Here is a 19,164-nt window from a genome sequence, read left to right as displayed (position 1 = left end):
CCGCGCGCACAGCCGGGGTTCACGTCGATTCCCGGATCACCAGGGCCGGGTCGAATATCACCGACCGGGGAGACTGGCCGGGGGACTCGATCCGCTCCAGCAGGATCCTGGCCATCTCCGCCGCCATCTCCTCCAGCGGCTGCACCACTGTGGTCAGACGTGGCCTGGACGCCAGTGCCGGTGGGCTGTTGTCGAACCCCACCAGAGCCACGTCTTCCGGGACGCGGCGGCCGTTCTTCTGCAGGACGAGCACCGCGCCGTGGGCCATCAGGTCGTTGGCCGCGAAGACCCCGTCCAGGTCGGGGTGCTCGGCCAGCAGCCTTGTCATCGCTGCTTCGCCGCTCTGCTGCGTGAAGCCGCCCTCGGCGGTCGGGATGTACGGGTGGCCGTGCCGGGCCATGGCCTGCTGGAAGCCGGCCAGCCTGGCCTGGGCCGCCGGCACGTCCAGTGGGCCGCAGATCGTCACCACTCGTGTCCTGCCCCGGCTGATCAGGTGGTCCGCCGCCAGTGCCGCCCCGGCCTGGTGTGCCATGTCGACGTAGCTGATCGGGACCGGCCGCGCCGGGCGGGCGAACAGGACCGCGGGCAGGCCGGCGTCGACCAGTCGACGGGGGAGCGGGTCCTCCGGGTGGGTCGAGACGAGCAGTGCTCCGTCCGCGTTCCCCCGTCGCAGGAAGTCCACCACTTCCGCTCGCGCCTTGTCGGTTTCCGCCAGCATCAGGACCGGGTGGATGCCGTGGTTGCGCAGGAAGTTCACCACCCCGCCGGCCACCCGGCCGAAGAACGGGTCCGCGAACACCTGGGTGGCGAATTCCTCGCCCTGGCCCGGTGCCCCAGCCATCACCAGCACGATCGTGCCCGCCCGCCTGGTCACCAGTGAGCGGGCCGCCTGGTTGGGGGTGTAGCCGGTCGCCTGGATGGCTTTGCGGACCGTCTCCTGGATCCCGCTGTCCACGTTCCGGATGCCGTTGATCACCCGGGACACCGTCGCGCGGGACACACCGGCGACCCGCGCGACGTCCTCGAGGGTCGGGGTCCGGGCTGCCGGCTTGCTCATACCAGTATTTGTACAACCATGGGTGCCAGGCCATCCCCCTTGACCGGACAGCGGCAACGTCGACACACTGCGCGGATGCCGCGAGACCCAGCCATGAGGTTCCGGCTGCTGGGTGCGCTGGAGATCGACGACACCCCGATCGCCGCCGACAAACAACGCACCGTCCTCGCGATGCTGCTGGTCAACGCCGGGCACACCGTTGCCGCGCACACCCTCATCGCCGAGGTGTGGGGTGAGCAGCCGCCGCGCTCGGCCGCGCCGAACCTGCGCGGTTACGTGATGCAGCTGCGCCGGTTGCTGCCGAGCGAGGAACTGCTGGTCACCTCCCGGTCCGGCTACCAGCTCGACATCGCCCCCGGCGACTTCGACGTCCCCGTGTTCGAGGACCACGTCGCCAAGGGCAGGCGGGCGCTGGCGCAGTCCGACCTCACCACGGCGGCGGACGCCTTCGAAGAGGCGCTGGCCCTGTGGCGTGGCCCGGTCGCGCGTGATGTGCCGCTCGGGCCGGTGCTCGGCGAGACCGTCACCCGGCTCACCGAGCTGTACCTCGCCGTCGCGGAGGACTACGCGGAACTCCAGCTCGCGAGCGGACGGCACGCCGAGATCACGGCCAGGCTGCGCGGTTGGACCAGGCAGCACCCGTTGCGGGAGCGGCTGCACAGCCAGCTCGTGCTCGCGCTGTACCGGTCGGGTGACGTGCCTGGCGCGCTGGAGGCGTACCAGGTGGCCCGTCGCACGCTCGCCGACGAACTCGGCATCGACCCAGGTCCGGAGCTCAGCCGCCTGCACGAACAGGTGCTGCGCCGTGACCCGGCGCTGTCGCCGGGACGCGCCGAACCGGTCGTGCCGCGTCAGCTGCCACCGGAACCCGTCGTGTTCGTGGGCCGGGAAGCCGAGATCGAGCAGCTTTCGGCTGGTGGCGTGGTGGCGTTGCACGGGCCCGGCGGCGTGGGCAAGTCCACGCTCGCGTTGAAGGCCGCGCACGCCGTGGCCGACCGTTACCCGGACGGTCAGCTGTACGTCGACCTGCAAGGTTCGAGTCCCGGTCTGCGCCCGCTCGACCCGGGCGAGGTGATCGGGCGGTTCCTGCGCGCCCTCGGTGTGCCACCGAACGAGCTGACCGTCGAACCCGGTGAGGCGGCCACCAGGTACCAGTCGCTGCTGGCGTCACGGACGATGCTGGTGGTGCTGGACAACGCGGCCGACGCCGGTCAGGTCACGCCGTTGCTCCCCGCCAACCGGCATTGCGCTGTCGTGATCACCAGCCGGGTCGCGTTGACCACTGTGGACGCACAGCACGTCCCGGTCGGTGTGCTCGGCGCCGGGGATTCGGTCCGGCTGCTGGGAAAGCTCGCCGGTGACGAACGTGTCCTCGCCCAGCACGCCGACGCCGCGGACATCACGAGGTGGTGCGGCGGGCACCCGCTGGCGTTGCGGATCGCGGGCGCGCGGCTGGCCAGCCGTCCGGACTGGTCGCTCGCGCAGTTCGGCGCCCGCCTGGCTGACCGGCGGCGCACACTGGACGAGCTGCGCGTGGCCGACCTCGGCGTGCGGGCCTGTTTCTCTGTCGGCTACGAGTCGCTGGGCTCGGACGTCACGGCCGTGCTGGCGGCGAAGGCTTTCCGGCTGCTGGGCGTGCTCGGCGTGCCCGAAGTGGGCGTCGAACTGGTCGCGGTGCTGCTCGAGGTGGACGAACCGCGCGCCGAACGCGCACTGGACCGGCTGGTGGAGGTCCGCCTGCTCGACCCGGTCACCGGCAACCGGTTCCGCACCCATGACCTGCTTCGCCTGTACGCGGCCGAACTCGCCGCCGAGACCGACCCGGTCACCGAGCGCACGCGCGCCCTGCAGTGCGCGCTGGAGTGGTACCGCACGATGTGCGTGCAAGCCGAGGTCGAGCAGTTCGACGCGGAGATGCCGTGCCTGGTGGCGGTGGCCAGCCAGGCGGCCGAGCGGGAACCGGCGATCGCCCGGTTCACCATCGACCTGGTCACCGCGGTCCGCGCCCTGGCGGCCAAACGCAGCCACTGGAGCGAGCTGGCAGCGCTGGCCAGGCTCGCGCTGGAGGTGGCGCGGCGCGACGGCGACAGCCGGGGCGAGGCGGCGATGCTGGCCGTCCACGGCACGATCGAGTACCGCGCCGGCCGGGTCGAGTCCGCGCGTGAATGCATGACGCGAGCGCTGCGGATCTGGCGTGAAGTCGGCGACAGCGAAGGCGAAGGGCTCGCACTGCACAACCTCGGCTGGTTGTCGATGTGGACCCACGACCCGCACCGCGCGCACGACTACTTCATCGAAAGCATCGCCCTGCTGGACGCGCAGCGATCGGACAAAGTGGTCATCGTGCGGCACAACCTCGGCGAGGTGCTGCTGCGGCTGGGCAAGCACACCGAGGCGATCGACTGTCTCAACGAGTGCCTGGCGATGCGCCGCCGGTGCGATGACCGGATCGGCGAGAGCGTCACGCTGGTCGCGCTCGGCCGGGCGTACTGCCTGATCGACGACCGCGGCGAGGCATTGCGCACACTGGACGCGGGCCTGACCGCGTGCCGCCGGACCGGCAACCGCGACGACGAGTGGGAGGCGCTGCTGTGCAGGTCGGAGATCTGGCTGCGTGAGGACGAACCCCGCAACGCCCTCAACGACGCGCTGAAAGCCCAGCGGCTGACCGTGCAGATCGAGGACGACTACGGCCAGGCCGCGGCAGCCAGACAGCTGGCCAGGGCGCGGACGGAACTGGGAGACGCGGCGACCGCGGGGCTGGACCGCCGACGGGCTTACGAGCTGTTCGCGTCGCCGTCGACACGCCGTGACGCGATGCTCGAGGAGATACTGTCCGCGCACGTCCAGTGACTGTCGGGCGAACTGTACGGACCGCTGTACGCCCCGCGATCTAACCTCTGTGCCATCAGCTGTTGCGTGGTCCGGCGGCTTGCTGGAGGTGTCGCCGGCCCACGTTTTTCCGGCAACGGTCTGCTCGTCGGCGACGGGGCTGAGCCCATCGGTGGCGAAGACAAGCAGCCCCTTCGCGTCGCCAGGCTGGGCGGCGGCTGTCAGGGAGTCAGCACGATCCGAGCCCGCCCATGTTCACTTGCTCGTGGCCAGTCGTTCGAGCCAGTACTTGAGCAGGTTCGCTTCCGGCTCGGCCAGTTCCGTACCCGGGGTCGCGTCCAGCATCGCCTTGAGCTGCAACGCTTTTGCCGCGACGGTCGTGGGCGCCTGCGAGTCGGCTGGTTCGTCGGCGAACACCGACGCGAACACCGCGTCGCGGACCCGTTCGGACAGTCCTTTGTCGGTGAACGTGTCCGGCTGGGTGACCAGGCTCAGTGCGACACCGACGCTGGCGGTCATGATCGTCTGCGCGGCCTGCTCCGGCGGGATCCGCAGCCGCCCGGCTTCCGCGCAGCGCTCCAGCAGCCCGTGCAGCAGTTCGAACGCTTCGCCGGCCGCTTTCGGCACGGCACTGAGGCTGGGGGAGTACATCAGCCGGTAGACCGTGGGGTGTTCCAGCGCGAAGCGGATGTGGTTGTCCCAGCCCGCGGCCACGTCCGCGACCGGGTCGGGGGACGGCCGGGTTATCCGCTTGATCGACAGATATCGCTCGAACCCGTGGTCGACGACCGCGCTGAGCAGGCCGTTCTTGTCGCCGAACAGGCGGTAGAGCGCGGGCGCGCCGACGCCGACCGCCTCGCAGACCGCGCGGGTGGAGATGTCCCGGTCCGGTGAGGAGTCCAGCAGTTGTTCGGCCGCCTCCAGCATGCGTGTCCGCAGGTCATCCATGAAGCCATGGTAGCAGTGCTACGTGGAGTCGTTAACGATGTTACGCGAGTCATAGCGTTGATACGCGCCGTCCGGTAGCGCTGGTACGGGATTCGCCGTAGCGTTGCTAACGAACAAACGGAACGCCGCTAACGGGAGGTAGAGATGACCAGGGTCGCCATCGTCACCGGAGCATCCGGCGGAATCGGCCGCGAGGTCGCGCAGCGGCTGGCCAAGGGCGGTCTGGCCGTCCTCGTGCACTACTCGGGCAACAAGGCCCGCGCGGACGAGGCCGTCGCCCAGATCGCCGAAGCGGGCGGGACGGCGAGCGCGTTCCAGGCCGACATCGCCGTCGAGACCCAGATGACCGCGCTGTTCGACGAGGTCGAACGGCGGTACGGCGGCGTGGACGTGGTCGTGAACACCGCGGGCATCATGCTGCTGTCGCCGTTGGCCGATCTGAACCTCGACGACCTCGACCGCATGCACCGCACCAACATCCGCGGCACGTTCGTCGTCTCCCAGCTTGCTGCGCGGCGAGTGCGCCAGGGCGGCGCCATCATCAACTTCTCCACCACCGTCACCAAACTGGCGGTCCCCGGCTACACCGCGTACGCCGCCAGCAAGGGCGCGGTCGACGCGATGACCCTCATCCTCGCCAAGGAAATGCGGGGACGTGACGTCACCGTGAACGCGGTCGCCCCCGGTCCGACCGCGACACCGTTGTACTTCAACGGAAAGCCACAGGAGGTCATCGACGCCGCGGCCAAGGCGTCCCCGCTCGAGCGGCTGGGCGTACCGGCCGACATCGCCGAGGTCGTCGCCTTCCTGGCAGGCCCGGCGCGCTGGATCAACGGCTAAGTGATCTACGCCAACGGTGGCGTGGCGGCCTGACGGAAGGATGGTGGCACCAATGCCCAAGATCGTGATCATCGCCGGCGCGTCCAGCGGCTTCGGCGCGATGACCGCCCGTGCCCTGGCGGGCGCCGGGCACACCGTCTACGCGGGAATACGTGACATCGCAGGAAGAAATGCCGTCGCCGCCGCCGAAGCCAAGGCATACGGCGACCGTGTGCGGCCGGTGGAGATGGACGTGTCCGGCCAGCGCTCGGTCGACGCGGCCGTCGCCGAGGTCATCGCCGACGAAGGACGCCTGGACGTCGTCGTGTACAACGCGGGCCACATGGTGCTCGGCGCCGCCGAGGCGTTCACGCCGGAACAGCTGGCCAGCGTGTACGACACGAACGTGCTGTCCACACAACGGCTCAACCGTGCCGCGTTGCCGCACCTGCGCAGGCAAGGCGACGGTCTGCTCGTGTGGGTTGGTTCGTCGAGCACGCGTGGCGGCACACCACCGTTCCTCGCGCCGTACTTCGCCGCCAAGGCAGCCGAGGACACGCTCGCGGTGAGCTACGCGACCGAGGTGTCCCGGTTCGGCATCGACACGACCGTCCTCGTCCCCGGCGCCTTCACCCGTGGCACGAACCAGTTCGCCAACGCGGGACACGCGGCTGACGAGGACGTCGCAGCGCCTATGACGAGCGGTACGCGGGCTTCTCCGAGGAGGTGGCGGGTCGGCTCGCGGCCCTGCTGCCACCGGACGCCGACCCCGCCGAGGTCGCGCGCGAGATCGTGCGCGTGGTCGACCTGCCGAAGGGACAGCGGCCGTTCCGCGTGCACGTCGACCCGTCCGAGGACGGAGCCGAACTGGTCAACGCGGTCGGCGACGCGGTCCGCCAGCAGTTCTACCGCCGGATCGGCTACCCGGAGCTGCTGACTCCGGCGCACTGACAGAACTGTCGGAGGGTGGCTATATCGTCTCCGGCATGCTTGTCGTGCACGCTGCTTGGTCCGCGACCGGCGGCGTGTGCGTGTGGGCGGAGGACGCGACGCTGTCCGGTACGGCGAAACCTGGTGTGAAACCGAGGAAACACCCGTTCGGCGCCTCGGTGGAGACGCTGCGGAAGATCTTCGGCACCGGTGACGAGTGCACCTTGACGCTCCTGCTGCCCTCGTCGAGCGCGGGGCCGGTCGCCGCGCCGGAGCTCGTGCGACCGGCGGCGGACAAGCCCAGGAAGCTCAAGCAGGCGCCGTGGACCGTGAACGCGTTGGCGTTGACTCCCGGCGAGGCCGTCCGGTTGCTGGAACAGCAGCCGCCGGAGACGCCCAGTGGTTGCTGGCGGTGGATGGCCGCGGTCGCGCGGTTCGCCGAGGCCCTGGTCGACCGCGGGCAGGTGCTGCCCGGTCTGGTGGCTGGGCACGCGCGGTGGATACCGCAGCTGACCGGCGACGAGGCCGACCACGCGAGGGCGTTGGACAAGGCGATGCCCGCGGTCGTGCGGGCCGAACAGGCCGATCTGCCCGGTGATCTCATGCCGTTCGTGCTCACGGCGTTGACCGACGCGATCGTGCGCGACCGGCTGGAGGAGATCCCGGCGGGCGGGAGTGCGCCGGAGCGGTGGCTGCGGGCACTGACCACACAGGACGCCGTCGTCGACGGCGACCTCGGTGATCTCGGGGAGAAACTCCGTTCGTGGCACCGGTCGGCGGCACCGCCAGCCGGTCCGCTGCGGACGTGTTTCCGGCTGGCGCTGCCTGACGGGGACGACGAGGACTGGCGCGTCGAGTTCCTCCTGCAGGCGACCGCCGATCCCAGTCTGACGGCGAGCGCACGCGACGTGTGGCAGGGCACAGGTGCCGCGACGCTCCTGGCCCGGTACGCCGAGCACCCGGAGGAGGTGCTGCTCGCCGGACTGGGCCGGGCAAGCCGCGTGTACCCGGAGCTGGACGCGGCCCTGCGAGTCAGCACGCCTGCCTTCTTGCGCACTGATCCGCAAGGGGCGTACAAGTTTCTGCGCCAGTCGGCGAACGCGCTGACGATGGCGGGCTTCGGTGTGCAGCTGCCTTCGGCGTTGCAGCGCGGCCCCGAGCTGGGCTTGAAGCTCAAGGCGAGCTCGTCGAAACAGGGCCAGAGCGCGGTCGTCAAAGGTGGCATGGGGCTCAACGACATCCTTGACTACCAATGGAAACTCGCCGTCGGCGAGGACGAGCTCACCCAGGCCGAGATCACCGAGCTCGCCAAGGCGAAGGCGCCGCTGGTGCGGCTGCGCGGCAAGTGGGTCGAGCTGGACAACGCCCGGCTGCGGCGGGCGCTGACGTTCCTCGAACAGTCCGGCGAAGGCCGGATGACCGCCCGTGACCTGCTGCAGGCCGACTCCGCGCTGGCCGAGCAGGGCCTGGACGTGCCGGTCACCGACGTCGTCGCGGACGGCTGGCTGGGTGACGTGCTCGCCGGGAACATCGAGGACCAGCTGGCCCCGGTGCCCACACCGGACAGCTTCACCGCCACGCTGCGGCCGTACCAGGAGCGCGGGCTGGCGTGGCTGAGTTTCCTGTCCAGACTGGGTCTCGGCGGCTGTCTGGCCGACGACATGGGCCTCGGCAAGACCGTTCAGCTGCTGGCGTTGGTCGCCGCCGAAGGCGGCGGGCCCAACCTGTTGGTGTGCCCGATGTCGGTGGTCGGCAACTGGCAGCGGGAGGCCGCGCGGTTCACGCCCGAGTTGCGCGTGTACGTGCACCACGGTGCCGGCCGGGTCGGCGGCGGCGAGCTGGCCGCGAAGGTCGCCGGGTCCGACCTGGTGATCACGACGTACGGCGTGGTCTCGCGCGAGCACGAGGAACTCGCCGAGCTCGGCTGGCGCCGGGTGGTGCTCGACGAGGCGCAGAACATCAAGAACTCGGCGTCGAAGCAGGCGAGGGCCGTGCGGTCGTTGCCTGCCGCGCACCGGATCGCGCTGACCGGGACGCCGGTGGAGAACCGGCTGGCCGAGCTGTGGTCGGTGATGGAGTTCGCCAATCCCGGGCTGCTCGGCCCGGCGAGCGCGTTCCGCAGCAAGTTCGCCGTACCGATCGAGCGGGACAAGAACCAGGCCGCGACGGCCGCGTTGCGCCGCCGGACGCAACCGTTCATCCTGCGCCGGGTCAAGACGGACAAGCAGATCATCTCCGACCTGCCCGACAAGATCGAGATGACCGAGGTCTGCCAGCTCACCGCCGAGCAGGGGTCGCTGTACCAGGCCGTGGTCGCCGACATGATGGACCGCATCGACAACAGCGAGGGCATGGAACGCCGTGGCCTGGTGCTGTCCACGTTGTCGCGGCTCAAGCAGGTCTGCAACCACCCGGCGCACCTGCTCAAGGACGGCTCCCGGATGCCGGGCCGCTCGGGCAAGCTGGCCAGGCTGGAGGAGTTGCTCGACGAGGCACTGTCCGAAGGGGACAAAGTGCTGTGCTTCACGCAGTTCGCCGAGTTCGGCGAGATGCTGCGGGCGCACCTGACCGCCAAGTTCGAGCAGCCGGTGCTGTTCCTGCACGGCGGCGTGACCAAGGCGCAGCGTGACGCGATGGTGGAACGGTTCCAGTCCGACGCCGGTCCGCCGATCTTCGTGCTGTCGCTGAAAGCCGGTGGCGTCGGGCTCAACCTGACCGCCGCGAGCCACGTCGTGCACGTCGACCGCTGGTGGAACCCCGCAGTGGAGGACCAGGCGACCGACCGGGCGTTCCGGATCGGCCAGCGACGCAACGTCCAGGTCCGCAAGTTCGTCTGCGCCGGCACGGTCGAGGACCGGATCGACGCGATGATCCGCACCAAGAAGGCACTCGCCGAGATGGTCGTCGGCAGCGGCGAGGACTGGCTCACGGAGCTGTCCACCAACGCCCTGCGTGAACTGTTCGAGCTCACCCCGGACGCGGTCGGGGAGGTGGCGTAGGTGGCGCAGGACGGCAAACCGGACGCGAAGTGGTGGGAGGACTACCCGTCGACCGGGCCGATCAAGGTCGAGAACGGCATCAAGGCGCGCCGCGCCCGCGGGAGGATCGCCACCAGCTGGTGGTCGCAGCGGTTCATCGCCGTGCTGGAGGAGCTGCAGCTCGGCGGCCGGATGACCAGGGGCAAGACGTACGCGCGGGCCGGTCAGGTGATGTCGCTGGACATCTCGGCCGGCAAGGTCATCGCCAAGGTGCAGGGGTCGCGGCCGGAGCCGTACGCGGTGAAGCTGATCTCCAAACCGTTGAGCGCACGGCAATGGGATCTGGTCACCGAGCGGCTGGCGGGCATGGCCCTGTTCGCGGCGAAGCTGCTGGCCGGGCAGATGCCGCCGGAGATCGAGGAGGTGTTCGCCGAGCTGGAGGTGCCGTTGTTCCCCGCGGCCGCGCGGGACCTGCCGATGCACTGCAGCTGCCCGGACTGGGCGGTGCCGTGCAAACACGTCGCCGCGGTGTGTTTCCTGCTGGCGGAGCGGTTCGACGACGACCCGTTCCTGATCTTCGAATGGCGTGGCCGGTCCAAGGCGGACCTGCTGGACAGGCTGCGCCGCAGCCGCGCCGAGGAGGCGCCCGAGCCGCAGCGTGCGCCGCAGCCGGTGCTCGACGACTTCTTCAGCGCCGGGCCGCTTCCGGTGCTGCCCGCGGAGCGGGACACGGATCTCGTGCTGCTGCGCGTGGACGCTCCACCGATCGATGTCGGCGGTCGGCCGTTGATCGACGTGCTGGTCCCGCTGTACCACCGGTTCACGCGCGGTCAGTGACACTCCGCCCACCGAGCCTTACCCTGTATCCCTTCCACAGCAATCCGGGGGAGGATTCGTGGGTTTTCAGGTGCTGGGACCGATCGAGCTGAACGACGAGGACCGCCGGATCGAGCTGGGGTCCAACAAGCAGCGAGCCGTGCTGGCTGTGCTGCTGGTGAACGCCGGTCGCCCGTGCTCGGTCGACACGTTGATCGACCGCGTGTGGGACGACAGCCCACCCACGCACGTCCGCAACGCGCTGTACAGCTACATCAGCCGGATCCGCAAGGCGCTGCGGGAAACAGGCCAACCGGACTACATGTTGCACCAACGCAACGGCGGTTATGTGCTGGACGTCCCGGCGGAAGCCGTGGACTTACGGCGGTTCGAGGCCGCGCTCAGCGAAGCCCGCTCGACCGCTGACCCGACGCGCCGTGTGGCGTTGCTGCGCACCGCGCTTGATTGTTGGCACGGCACGGCTTTGCAGGACATGGCCGGTCGCTGGGCTGAGGAGGCTCGCCAGGGTTTGTCCCGCAAGAGGGTCGGCGCGTGCGCGGACTGGGCGAAGGCGATGGTCGATCTCGGCAGGCACGACGAGGCAATCGACGTACTGGAACGGGAGTTCGCCGAACACCCGCACGCCGAACCGGTCGCCGAGCAGCTGATGACCGTGTTGCACAAGCAAGGCAGACAGGCAGAGGCGTTGTCGTGCTACGCGGCACTGCGTGAACGGCTGGCCGAAGATCTCGGCGTCGAGCCAGGACAAGCGCTGCGACGGCTGTACCTCACGATTCTGCGGGACACCGAAACACCTGCCCCGAAACCGGAAGCCGAGCCGGAACCGGAAAAGGACGACAGCGCGGGCGACGAACTGCGGCGCCTGTACCGCAAGCTCTCCGACGCGGCGGCCGAATGGGACCAGCACGCGCGTGACGACTCGCTGGTGTACCGAGGCGCGCGGCTTGCGGCGTGGCGTGACCGGGACACCAGCGGGTTGGGCGTGATCGAACGCGAGTTCCTCGCCGCGAGCGTCGACCTCCAGGCGCATGAACGCGCGGCCGGGCGTCGCCGGGCGCACGTCTCGCTGATCAGCCTCAGCTTCGCGGTGGTCGCGGTGCTCCTGCTGGTCGTGGTCGTCGCGGTGCAAAACGATCAGGCCAACTCGCAACGCGAACGGGCGACCGTCGGCGAACTGGTCGTGAGCGCCCGCAACCAACTGTCCCGCGACCCCGAGTTGTCGCTGATGCTCGCCGTGCGAGCGGTCGAGATGGAACCCAGCGAATCCGCACAGGCCGTCCTCGCCCAGGCGCTCGTCGAGTCACGTGTGCGCAAGGTATGGCACGACCACAAAGGCGCGGCCACCGCGCTCGACATCAACGGCGTCCGGGTCGTGAGCGGCGGCAAGGACGGCACGCTGCACATCTGGTCGCTGGATGGCAGCACCAAACCCATCACCGTGCTGGCCCACAGCGGGCCGGTCCGCGACGTCACGTTCACCACGTTCGGCGACCGCATCGCCAGCGTCGCCGAGGACGGCACGCTGCGGGTGTGGTCGGCCGACGGCAACCCCATCGCCACCATCGACGCCAACGCCACCGCGGTGGCCTGGCAGCCGACGGAAGGGCGGTGGATCGCAGTCGCGGGCAAAGACGGCCAGGTCCGCGCGTGGCCGTCCGACGGCCGCGGTCCCGGCAGGCAGTACAGCAGGCACACCGGCCGGGCCACGGCCGTGGACTGGAGCGCAGGCGGCCTGCTGGCCAGCGTCGGCGAGGACGGCCTGCTGATCATCCGGAACCTCACGACCGGAGCCGAGCACACGCGGGCCAACAGTGGTGTCGCCATGCTCGACGTGGACATCAACCCGGACAGCACAGCGATCCTGACCGGCGGAGTCGACGGGCGTACCGACATCTGGCCCGCGGCCGGCGACGCCCCGCCGCGCAACCGCCGGGACCACCGTGACGCGGTCAACACCGTGGCGTTCAGCAGGAACGGCGAGTACGTGATCACGGGCGGGCACGACCGGACCGCGCACATCAGGCGAGCCGACGACCAAGGCGACACCGTCGTGCTGCGTGGTGCCGCCGGGCCCGTGCACGGCGTCGTCTTCACCGATGACAACAGCCTCGTGCTGACCGCGGGGGAGGACGGCCTGGTCCGGTCGTGGGATCCCAGCACCAAACCGGGGCTGGAAGTCGTGCGCGCGCACGGCGACGCGGCCGTGGACGTGGCGTTCGGCCCGGACGGCAAGAACGTCGCCAGCGTCAGCATCGACGGCACGTTCTGGCTGGCCAAGGTGGGCATGCGAGCGGCCGGTATGCCGCTGCGGTCGGTCACGGTGAGCCCCGACGGCAGGTACACGGCCACGGCGGGAGGCGGCGGGGTCGTGATCCTGTGGCCGGTGTTCGAGAAGCGTGCGCCGTGGCAGGTCCGGACCGGCCACGCCGGCAAGGTGCAGGGCATCGCGTTCGACCAGGGCGGGACGACCATCGCGACCGTCGGCGAGGACGGTGCCGTGCGGGCGACTGAGCTCAGCACCGGCCACAGCCGTGTGATCAACCAGGCTGGCCGATCGCCCGCCCTCGCTGTCGCCTACAGCAAGGACGGCCGGTTCCTGGCCAGTGCCCACGAGGACGGCGGCATCCGGTTGCGCAGGCTCACCGGCAGTGAGGGCCCGGTCGTGCTGCAGGGCTCGGAGGACATGCGTGCGATCGCGTTCAGCCCGCACGGCGACTTCATCGCGGGTGCGGGCAACGACGGCGCGATCCGGGTGTGGCCGACGACCGGCGGCGGTGAACCGAAGGTGCGCACCGGCCATTCCGGCCGTGTCAGGGACCTGGCGTTCAGCGAGGACGGCCAGTACATCGCCTCCGTCGGCAACGACCAGAAGGTCCGGCTGTGGAAGTGGGCCGTGCGAGCCGACGCGGTGGTGTACGAGCAGCACGCCCCAGCCGGGGTGACCAGCGTCGGGTTCGGCTCAGGCAAGCGGCTGGCGACCGGCCGGACCGACGGCACGGTCGACCTCTGGGCGTGTGACGTGTGCGTCCCGGTCGACCAGTTGCTCGCGATCGGGCACGAGCGCGTCACCAGGGATTTCACGCCTGACGAGCGCAGGCTCTACCTTGCATGGCCCCCATGACAGGTCGTACCAAGGTTTCCGCAAGCTCGGCCCGCCATGCTTGTCAGCGGGTTGGCCAGCGTACAAGGGGGTCTGGCCAACCCCGCAATGCCAAGATCTGACTCGTGATCACCAAGAACCGCAGCGCCGGGCTACGGCTGGCCAAAATCGTCACCGAGGTGCTCTCACCCGCCACCATCGTGGTGCTCCTGCCGTCCGCGGTGGCGTGGAACGCGACCGGGCACGAGGTCGTCGCCACCATCGTGTGGTCGCTCGTGGTCGCGGTGTTCTTCAGCGTGCTGCCGATGGCGTTCATCGTCAGCGGCGCGCGCAAGGGCAAGTGGGACGGGCACTGGGTCAGGGAGCGCGAGCGCCGGGCGGTCCCGTTGCTGATGTGCCTGCTGTCGGCGGTCGTGGGCCTGGTGATCCTGCTGGTCGGCGACGCGCCGAGGGACGTCGTCGCGCTGGCCTGGTCGATGATCGCCGTGCTCGCGGTGTGCGTCGTGATCACCAAATGGTGGAAGGTGTCGTTGCACGCGACGGTCGCCGGCGGCGCGGTGGCCACGGTCATCCTGATCTACGGCTGGTGGCTCGCGCTGCTCGTCCCGCTGGTCGCGCTGGTGGCGTGGGCGCGTGTCCGGGTGAGCGACCACACCGCCGCGCAGGTCGTCGTCGGTTCATTCCTGGGTCCCGTCGCGGGCGGCGTGGTGTTTTTGCTGCTGCGTTGATCGGCAGGTGGAGGCGTGTTTTTCCGAGACACGGCGCACACAAGGTTGTCCATCCGAAAGTTGGACGTCAAACTATTCTCATGACCACTCAGGCGCCCTTGCACCGTCCGGTGAACCCGGTCAGGTTCGTCACCGCGGCCAGCTTGTTCGACGGCCACGACGCCGCGATCAACATCATGCGGCGGATCCTGCAGTCCCAGGGCGCCGAGGTGATCCACCTCGGTCACAACCGCTCGGTCAAGGAAGTCGTCGCGGCCGCGATCCAGGAGGACGTGCAGGGCGTGGCGATCAGCGCCTACCAGGGCGGGCACGTCGAGTACTTCTCGTACCTGGTCGAGCTGCTCAACGAGCGGGGCGCAGGGCACATCAAGGTCTTCGGCGGCGGTGGCGGCGTGATCGTGCCCGCCGAGATCGACCTGCTGCACTCGCGTGGCGTCGCGCACATCTTCTCCCCGGCCGACGGCCAGAAGATGGGCCTGGCCAAGATGATCAACACGATGGTCGAGGACTGCGACCACGACCTGGCGCGACGGGCGCCCGACTCGTGGGACGGCCTGCTGTCGGGCCAGCAGGACGTGCTGGCGCGGGCGATCACGCAGATCGAGGCGGGTGTGTTCGCGGGCAAGGACGCGATCGGCACCAGCCGCCAGGTCCCGGTGCTGGGCATCACGGGCACCGGGGGTTCCGGCAAGTCCTCGCTGACCGACGAGATCGTTCGCCGGTTCCGCCAGGACCAGCAGGACAAGGTCCGCATCGCGGTGCTGGCGATCGACCCGACCCGGCGCAAGGGCGGCGGCGCGCTGCTCGGCGACCGCATCCGGATGAACAGCGTGGACGGCGAGACCGTGTTCTTCCGGTCGCTGGCCACGCGGCGGGCGGGCGCGGAGGTGCCGGACGGCCTCGCGGACGTGATCGGGACGTGCAAGGCCGCGGGGTTCGACCTGATCATCGTGGAGACGCCCGGTATCGGCCAGGGCGACGCGGCGATCGTGCCGTTCGTCGACTTCTCGCTGTACGTGATGACGCCGGAGTTCGGTGCCGCGTCCCAGCTGGAGAAGATCGACATGCTGGACTTCGCCGACGCCGTGGCGATCAACAAGTTCGAGCGCCGCGGCGCCGAGGACGCCCGGCGTGACGTCGGCCGCCAGATGGTGCGCAACCGCGAGGCGTTCGGCCAGTCGTGGGAGGACATGCCGGTCTACGGCACGAGCGCCGCGACCTTCAACGACGACGGCGTGACCGCGCTGTACCAGTACCTGCGCGACCAACTGGTGGAGAAGGGCCTGTCGATCACCGAGGGCACGCTGCCCGCGGTCGGCCACAAGACGTCCACCTCGGCGGCGACGGTCGTGCCCGCCGCCCGCGCCCGCTACCTGTCGGACATCGCCGACACCGTCCGCGGCTACCACACCAAGACCGAGCAGCAGGTCGCCGCGGTCCGCGAGCTGAGCCACTTCGAGGCGACGAAGGACGCGCTCGCCAGGGCCGGCAGGTCCACAGAGGACGTCGATGAGCTGGTGACGGCAGCGGCGCGGAAGGTCGACCAGGAGGCCGCGCAGCTGCTGGCCGACTGGCCGAAGACCAAGGAGGACTACACCGGCGACGAGCTCGTTGTGCGGATCAGGGACAAGCAACTGCACACGGCGCTGGTCCGGGAGACGTTGTCCGGCAGCAAGATCCCGCGTGTCGCGCTGCCGTCGTTCGACGACGACGGCGAAGTGCTGCGGTTCCTGCGCAAGGAGAACCTGCCCGGCCGGTTCCCGTTCACCGCGGGCGTTTTCCCGTTCAAGCGGGACGGCGAGGACCCGGCGCGGATGTTCGCCGGTGAGGGCGACGCGTTCCGCACCAACCGCCGCTTCAAGTACCTGTCGTCGGGTTCCGAGGCGACGAGGCTGTCGACGGCGTTCGACTCGGTCACGCTCTACGGCCGCGACCCGGACACCCCGCCGGACGTCTACGGCAAGATCGGCACGTCGGGCGTGTCCATCGCGTCGCTGGACGACATGAAGGCCTTGTACGACGGCTTCGACCTGACCTCGCCGACCACGTCGGTGTCGATGACGATCAACGGCCCGGCGCCGACGATCCTGGCGTACTTCCTGAACACCGCGATCGACCAACGGGTGGACGCGTTCCGCGCGGAGCAGGGCCGTGAGCCCTCGGCGCAGGAGCACGCCGAGCTGGCCGCGTGGGCGCTGGCGAACGTGCGCGGCACGGTCCAGGCCGACATCCTCAAGGAGGACCAGGGCCAGAACACGTGCATCTTCTCCACGGAGTTCTCGCTGCGGATGATGGCGGACGTCCAGGAGTGGTTCATCCAGCAGAAGGTCCGCAACTTCTACTCGGTGTCGATCTCCGGCTACCACATCGCCGAGGCGGGCGCGAACCCGATCAGCCAGCTGGCGTTCACCCTGGCCAACGGCTTCACCTACGTCGAGTCGTACCTGGCCCGCGGCATGCACATCGACGACTTCGCGGCGAACCTGTCGTTCTTCTTCTCCAACGGGATGGACGCCGAGTACAGCGTGATCGGCCGGGTCGCCAGGCGGATCTGGTCGGTGGCGATGCGCGAGCGCTACGGCGCCAACGAGCGGTCCCAGAAGTTCAAGTACCACGTGCAGACCTCGGGGCGCTCGCTGCACGCGCAGGAGATGAGCTTCAACGACATCCGCACCACGCTCCAGGCGCTGTGCGCGTTGTACGACAACTGCAACTCCTTGCACACCAACGCGTACGACGAGGCCATCACCACGCCGACCGAGCAGTCGGTGCGCCGGGCGATGGCGATCCAGTTGATCGTGAACAAGGAGTGGGGCCTGTCGAAGAACGAGAACCCGCTGCAGGGCTCGTTCATCATCGACGAGCTGACCGACCTGGTCGAGGAGGCCGTGCTGGCCGAGTTCGACCGGTTGTCCGACCGCGGTGGCGTGCTCGGCGCGATGGAGACCGGCTACCAGCGCGGGCGCATCCAGGACGAGTCGATGCTCTACGAGACCCGCAAGCACGACGGTTCGCTGCCGCTGATCGGCGTGAACACCTTCCTGCCGGACAACGGCAGCGAGGAGACGATCGAGATCGAGCTGGCGCGTGCCACCGAGGACGAGAAGCGCTCGCAGGTCGACCGCACCCGTGATTTCCAGGCCAAGCACCGCGAGGAGGCGCAGGAGGCGCTGCGCAGGCTGCGTGCGGCGGCGACCTCGGGCGAGAACGTCTTCGCCGAGCTGATGTCGGCGGCCCGCGTCTGCACCCTCGGACAGGTGACCGAGGCGTTCTTCGAGGTCGGCGGTCAGTACCGCCGTAATGTCTAGGCCATGAGTAGTGAAGGGACGAACGTGAGCGAGATCCGCCGCGTGGGTGTGATCGGCTGTGGGCTGATGGGTTCGGGCATCGCGGAGGTGAGCGCGCGGTCCGGGCTGGACGTGAGGGTGACGGAGGCGTCGGCGGACGCGCTGGCCGCCGGCAAGGCCCGGATCGAGAAGTCGCTCGAGCGGGGCGTGCGCAACGGCAAGCTGTCCGCCGAGGACCGCGACGCGGCGCTGGCCCGCCTCACGTTCTCGACCGACATCGGGGACCTGGCCGACCGCCAGTTCACGGTGGAGGCGGTCGCGGAGAACGAGCAGGTCAAGACGGAGGTCTTCACCGCGCTGGACAAGGTGGTCGAGGACCCGGACGCGATCTTCGCGTCGAACACCTCGTCGATCCCGATCATGAAGCTCGGCATGGCGACCAACCGCCCCGCGCAGGTGATCGGCGTGCACTTCTTCAACCCGGTACCGGTGCTGAAGCTGGTGGAGCTCGTGCCGTCGCTGCTGACCGGCCAGGAGACGCAGTCGCGCGCGGACGCGTTCGTCACGGGTGTGCTCGGCAAGCAGGTGATCCGCTCGCAGGACCGGGCGGGGTTCGTGGTGAACGCGCTGCTGGTGCCGTACCTGCTGTCGGCGATCCGGATGCTGGAGTCCGGGTTCGCCTCGCCGGACGACATCGACAACGGCATGATCCTGGGTTGTGCGCACCCGATGGGGCCGTTGCACCTCACGGACCTGATCGGCCTCGACACGACGAAGGCGATCGCCGAGTCGATGTACGCGGAGTTCAAGGAGCCGCTGTACTCACCGCCTCCGCTGTTGCTCCGCATGGTCGACGCCGGATTGCTCGGCAAGAAGAGCGGCCGGGGCTTTTTCCAGTACTGAGAATGCTCGTGAGTGGTTCGGCCGGTTAGAACCGGCCGAACCACTCACGACGAGCACGCTGGGAATTTCGGTCTGCTCTAGGCTGACTGGGGTGGAGCCCAACGCCCTGCTGGACCTCGTCCGCACGAACGGCGGAGATGACGACCCGGTCAGTGCGGCGATTCTGGATGCCGCCCTCGCGGAGTTCCTCGCCTACGGTCTGCGCCGCACGAACGTCGACGCGGTGGCCAAACGCTCAGGTGTGTCCCGTGCCACGCTCTACCGGCGCTTCGAGAACAAGGACGTCCTCGTCCAAGCTGTGCTGGTGCGGGAATGCCGTCGCTTCTTCGGCAGCATCGCGGCCGCTGTGGACGGCTTGCCGACAGCGCGGGAACGGCTGGTGGAAGGCTTTGTGGTCGGCGTCAGGTATGCCCGGCGCGACCCGTTGCTGTCCCGTCTTCTGGCCAGTGACCCGGAGGCGTTGTTGCCGTATCTCACTGTCAATGGCGGGCTCGTGGTCGCCGTTGCCCGCGATTTCCTCGTTGGTCACGCGGAACGGCTCCCGGATGGTGACAAGCCGGTTGACGGACGGGATCCGGCGGGTGTCGCTGAGCTTTTCGTCCGGCTTGCCATCTCGTTCACCCTCACGCCGGACAGTTGCATTCCGCTGGCCGACGACGAGTCGGTTCGCGCATTCGCGAGAAGTTACTTGGCAGTATTGATGGCTCCGGCCGCGACGCCGTCGGAAACATAGACCTGAGGATGA

The 19,164-nt window shown here is 69.3% G+C and carries 12 protein-coding genes; 10 read left to right on the top strand and 2 right to left on the bottom strand.

The features are described from left to right. Window positions 1-19 precede the first annotated feature (19 nt). On the bottom strand, window positions 20-1,057 hold the full coding sequence (locus AOZ06_RS35625) for a LacI family DNA-binding transcriptional regulator (protein ID WP_054293393.1): 1,038 nt from the start codon (window positions 1,055-1,057) through the stop codon (window positions 20-22). Window positions 1,058-1,132: 75 nt separating this feature from the next. Between AOZ06_RS35625 and AOZ06_RS35620 the strand changes: the two genes are divergently transcribed. Continuing rightward, window positions 1,133-3,910 carry an AfsR/SARP family transcriptional regulator gene (locus AOZ06_RS35620; protein ID WP_169799022.1) on the top strand — a complete coding sequence of 926 codons (2,778 nt, stop codon included), beginning with the start codon at window positions 1,133-1,135 and terminating at the stop codon, window positions 3,908-3,910. A 234-nt stretch (window positions 3,911-4,144) separates the two neighbouring features. Here the strand turns inward: AOZ06_RS35620 and AOZ06_RS35615 are convergent, their stop codons facing one another. Then, window positions 4,145-4,837 carry a TetR/AcrR family transcriptional regulator gene (locus AOZ06_RS35615; protein WP_054293391.1) on the bottom strand — a complete coding sequence of 231 codons (693 nt, stop codon included), beginning with the start codon at window positions 4,835-4,837 and terminating at the stop codon, window positions 4,145-4,147. A 144-nt stretch (window positions 4,838-4,981) separates the two neighbouring features. On the opposite strand from AOZ06_RS35615, the gene AOZ06_RS35610 reads away from it, so the two are divergent. From AOZ06_RS35610 to AOZ06_RS35570, 9 genes are all read left to right on the top strand, one after another. Further along, a complete protein-coding gene (locus AOZ06_RS35610) occupies window positions 4,982-5,677 on the top strand; it encodes an SDR family oxidoreductase (RefSeq protein WP_054293390.1) in 696 nt (231 codons plus the stop codon). A 52-nt stretch (window positions 5,678-5,729) separates the two neighbouring features. Next, entirely contained in the window at window positions 5,730-6,593 is an 864-nt protein-coding gene (locus AOZ06_RS35605) for an SDR family NAD(P)-dependent oxidoreductase (protein ID WP_218921837.1), read from the top strand. Between the two features lie 49 nt (window positions 6,594-6,642). Beyond that, a complete protein-coding gene (locus AOZ06_RS35600) occupies window positions 6,643-9,585 on the top strand; it encodes a DEAD/DEAH box helicase (RefSeq protein WP_054293389.1) in 2,943 nt (980 codons plus the stop codon). Further along, window positions 9,586-10,401: an SWIM zinc finger family protein gene (locus AOZ06_RS35595; RefSeq protein WP_054293388.1), complete on the top strand. Its 816-nt coding sequence runs from the start codon at window positions 9,586-9,588 to the stop codon at window positions 10,399-10,401. Between the two features lie 58 nt (window positions 10,402-10,459). Next, on the top strand, window positions 10,460-13,522 hold the full coding sequence (locus AOZ06_RS35590) for a BTAD domain-containing putative transcriptional regulator (protein ID WP_083472140.1): 3,063 nt from the start codon (window positions 10,460-10,462) through the stop codon (window positions 13,520-13,522). A 104-nt stretch (window positions 13,523-13,626) separates the two neighbouring features. Next, window positions 13,627-14,229, top strand: coding sequence for a hypothetical protein (locus AOZ06_RS35585; protein WP_054293386.1), 603 nt, complete (start codon window positions 13,627-13,629; stop codon window positions 14,227-14,229). Window positions 14,230-14,309: 80 nt separating this feature from the next. Further along, entirely contained in the window at window positions 14,310-17,537 is a 3,228-nt protein-coding gene (gene icmF / locus AOZ06_RS35580; RefSeq protein WP_054293385.1) for a fused isobutyryl-CoA mutase/GTPase IcmF, read from the top strand. A gap of 24 nt (window positions 17,538-17,561) precedes the next feature. Then, the gene (locus tag AOZ06_RS35575; protein ID WP_179950861.1) at window positions 17,562-18,419 is read left to right on the top strand and encodes a 3-hydroxybutyryl-CoA dehydrogenase; all 858 of its coding nucleotides are present in this window, start codon (window positions 17,562-17,564) and stop codon (window positions 18,417-18,419) included. 91 nt (window positions 18,420-18,510) lie between these two features. Further along, entirely contained in the window at window positions 18,511-19,152 is a 642-nt protein-coding gene (locus AOZ06_RS35570; protein ID WP_218921836.1) for a TetR/AcrR family transcriptional regulator, read from the top strand. Window positions 19,153-19,164 lie beyond the last annotated feature (12 nt).

Origin of the sequence: Kibdelosporangium phytohabitans (assembly GCF_001302585.1) — a bacterium.
Taxonomy (GTDB): Bacteria; Actinomycetota; Actinomycetes; order Mycobacteriales; family Pseudonocardiaceae; genus Kibdelosporangium; species Kibdelosporangium phytohabitans.
Note: the sequence above shows the minus strand (reverse complement) of the source record. Positions and strands in the feature narration are given on the sequence as shown.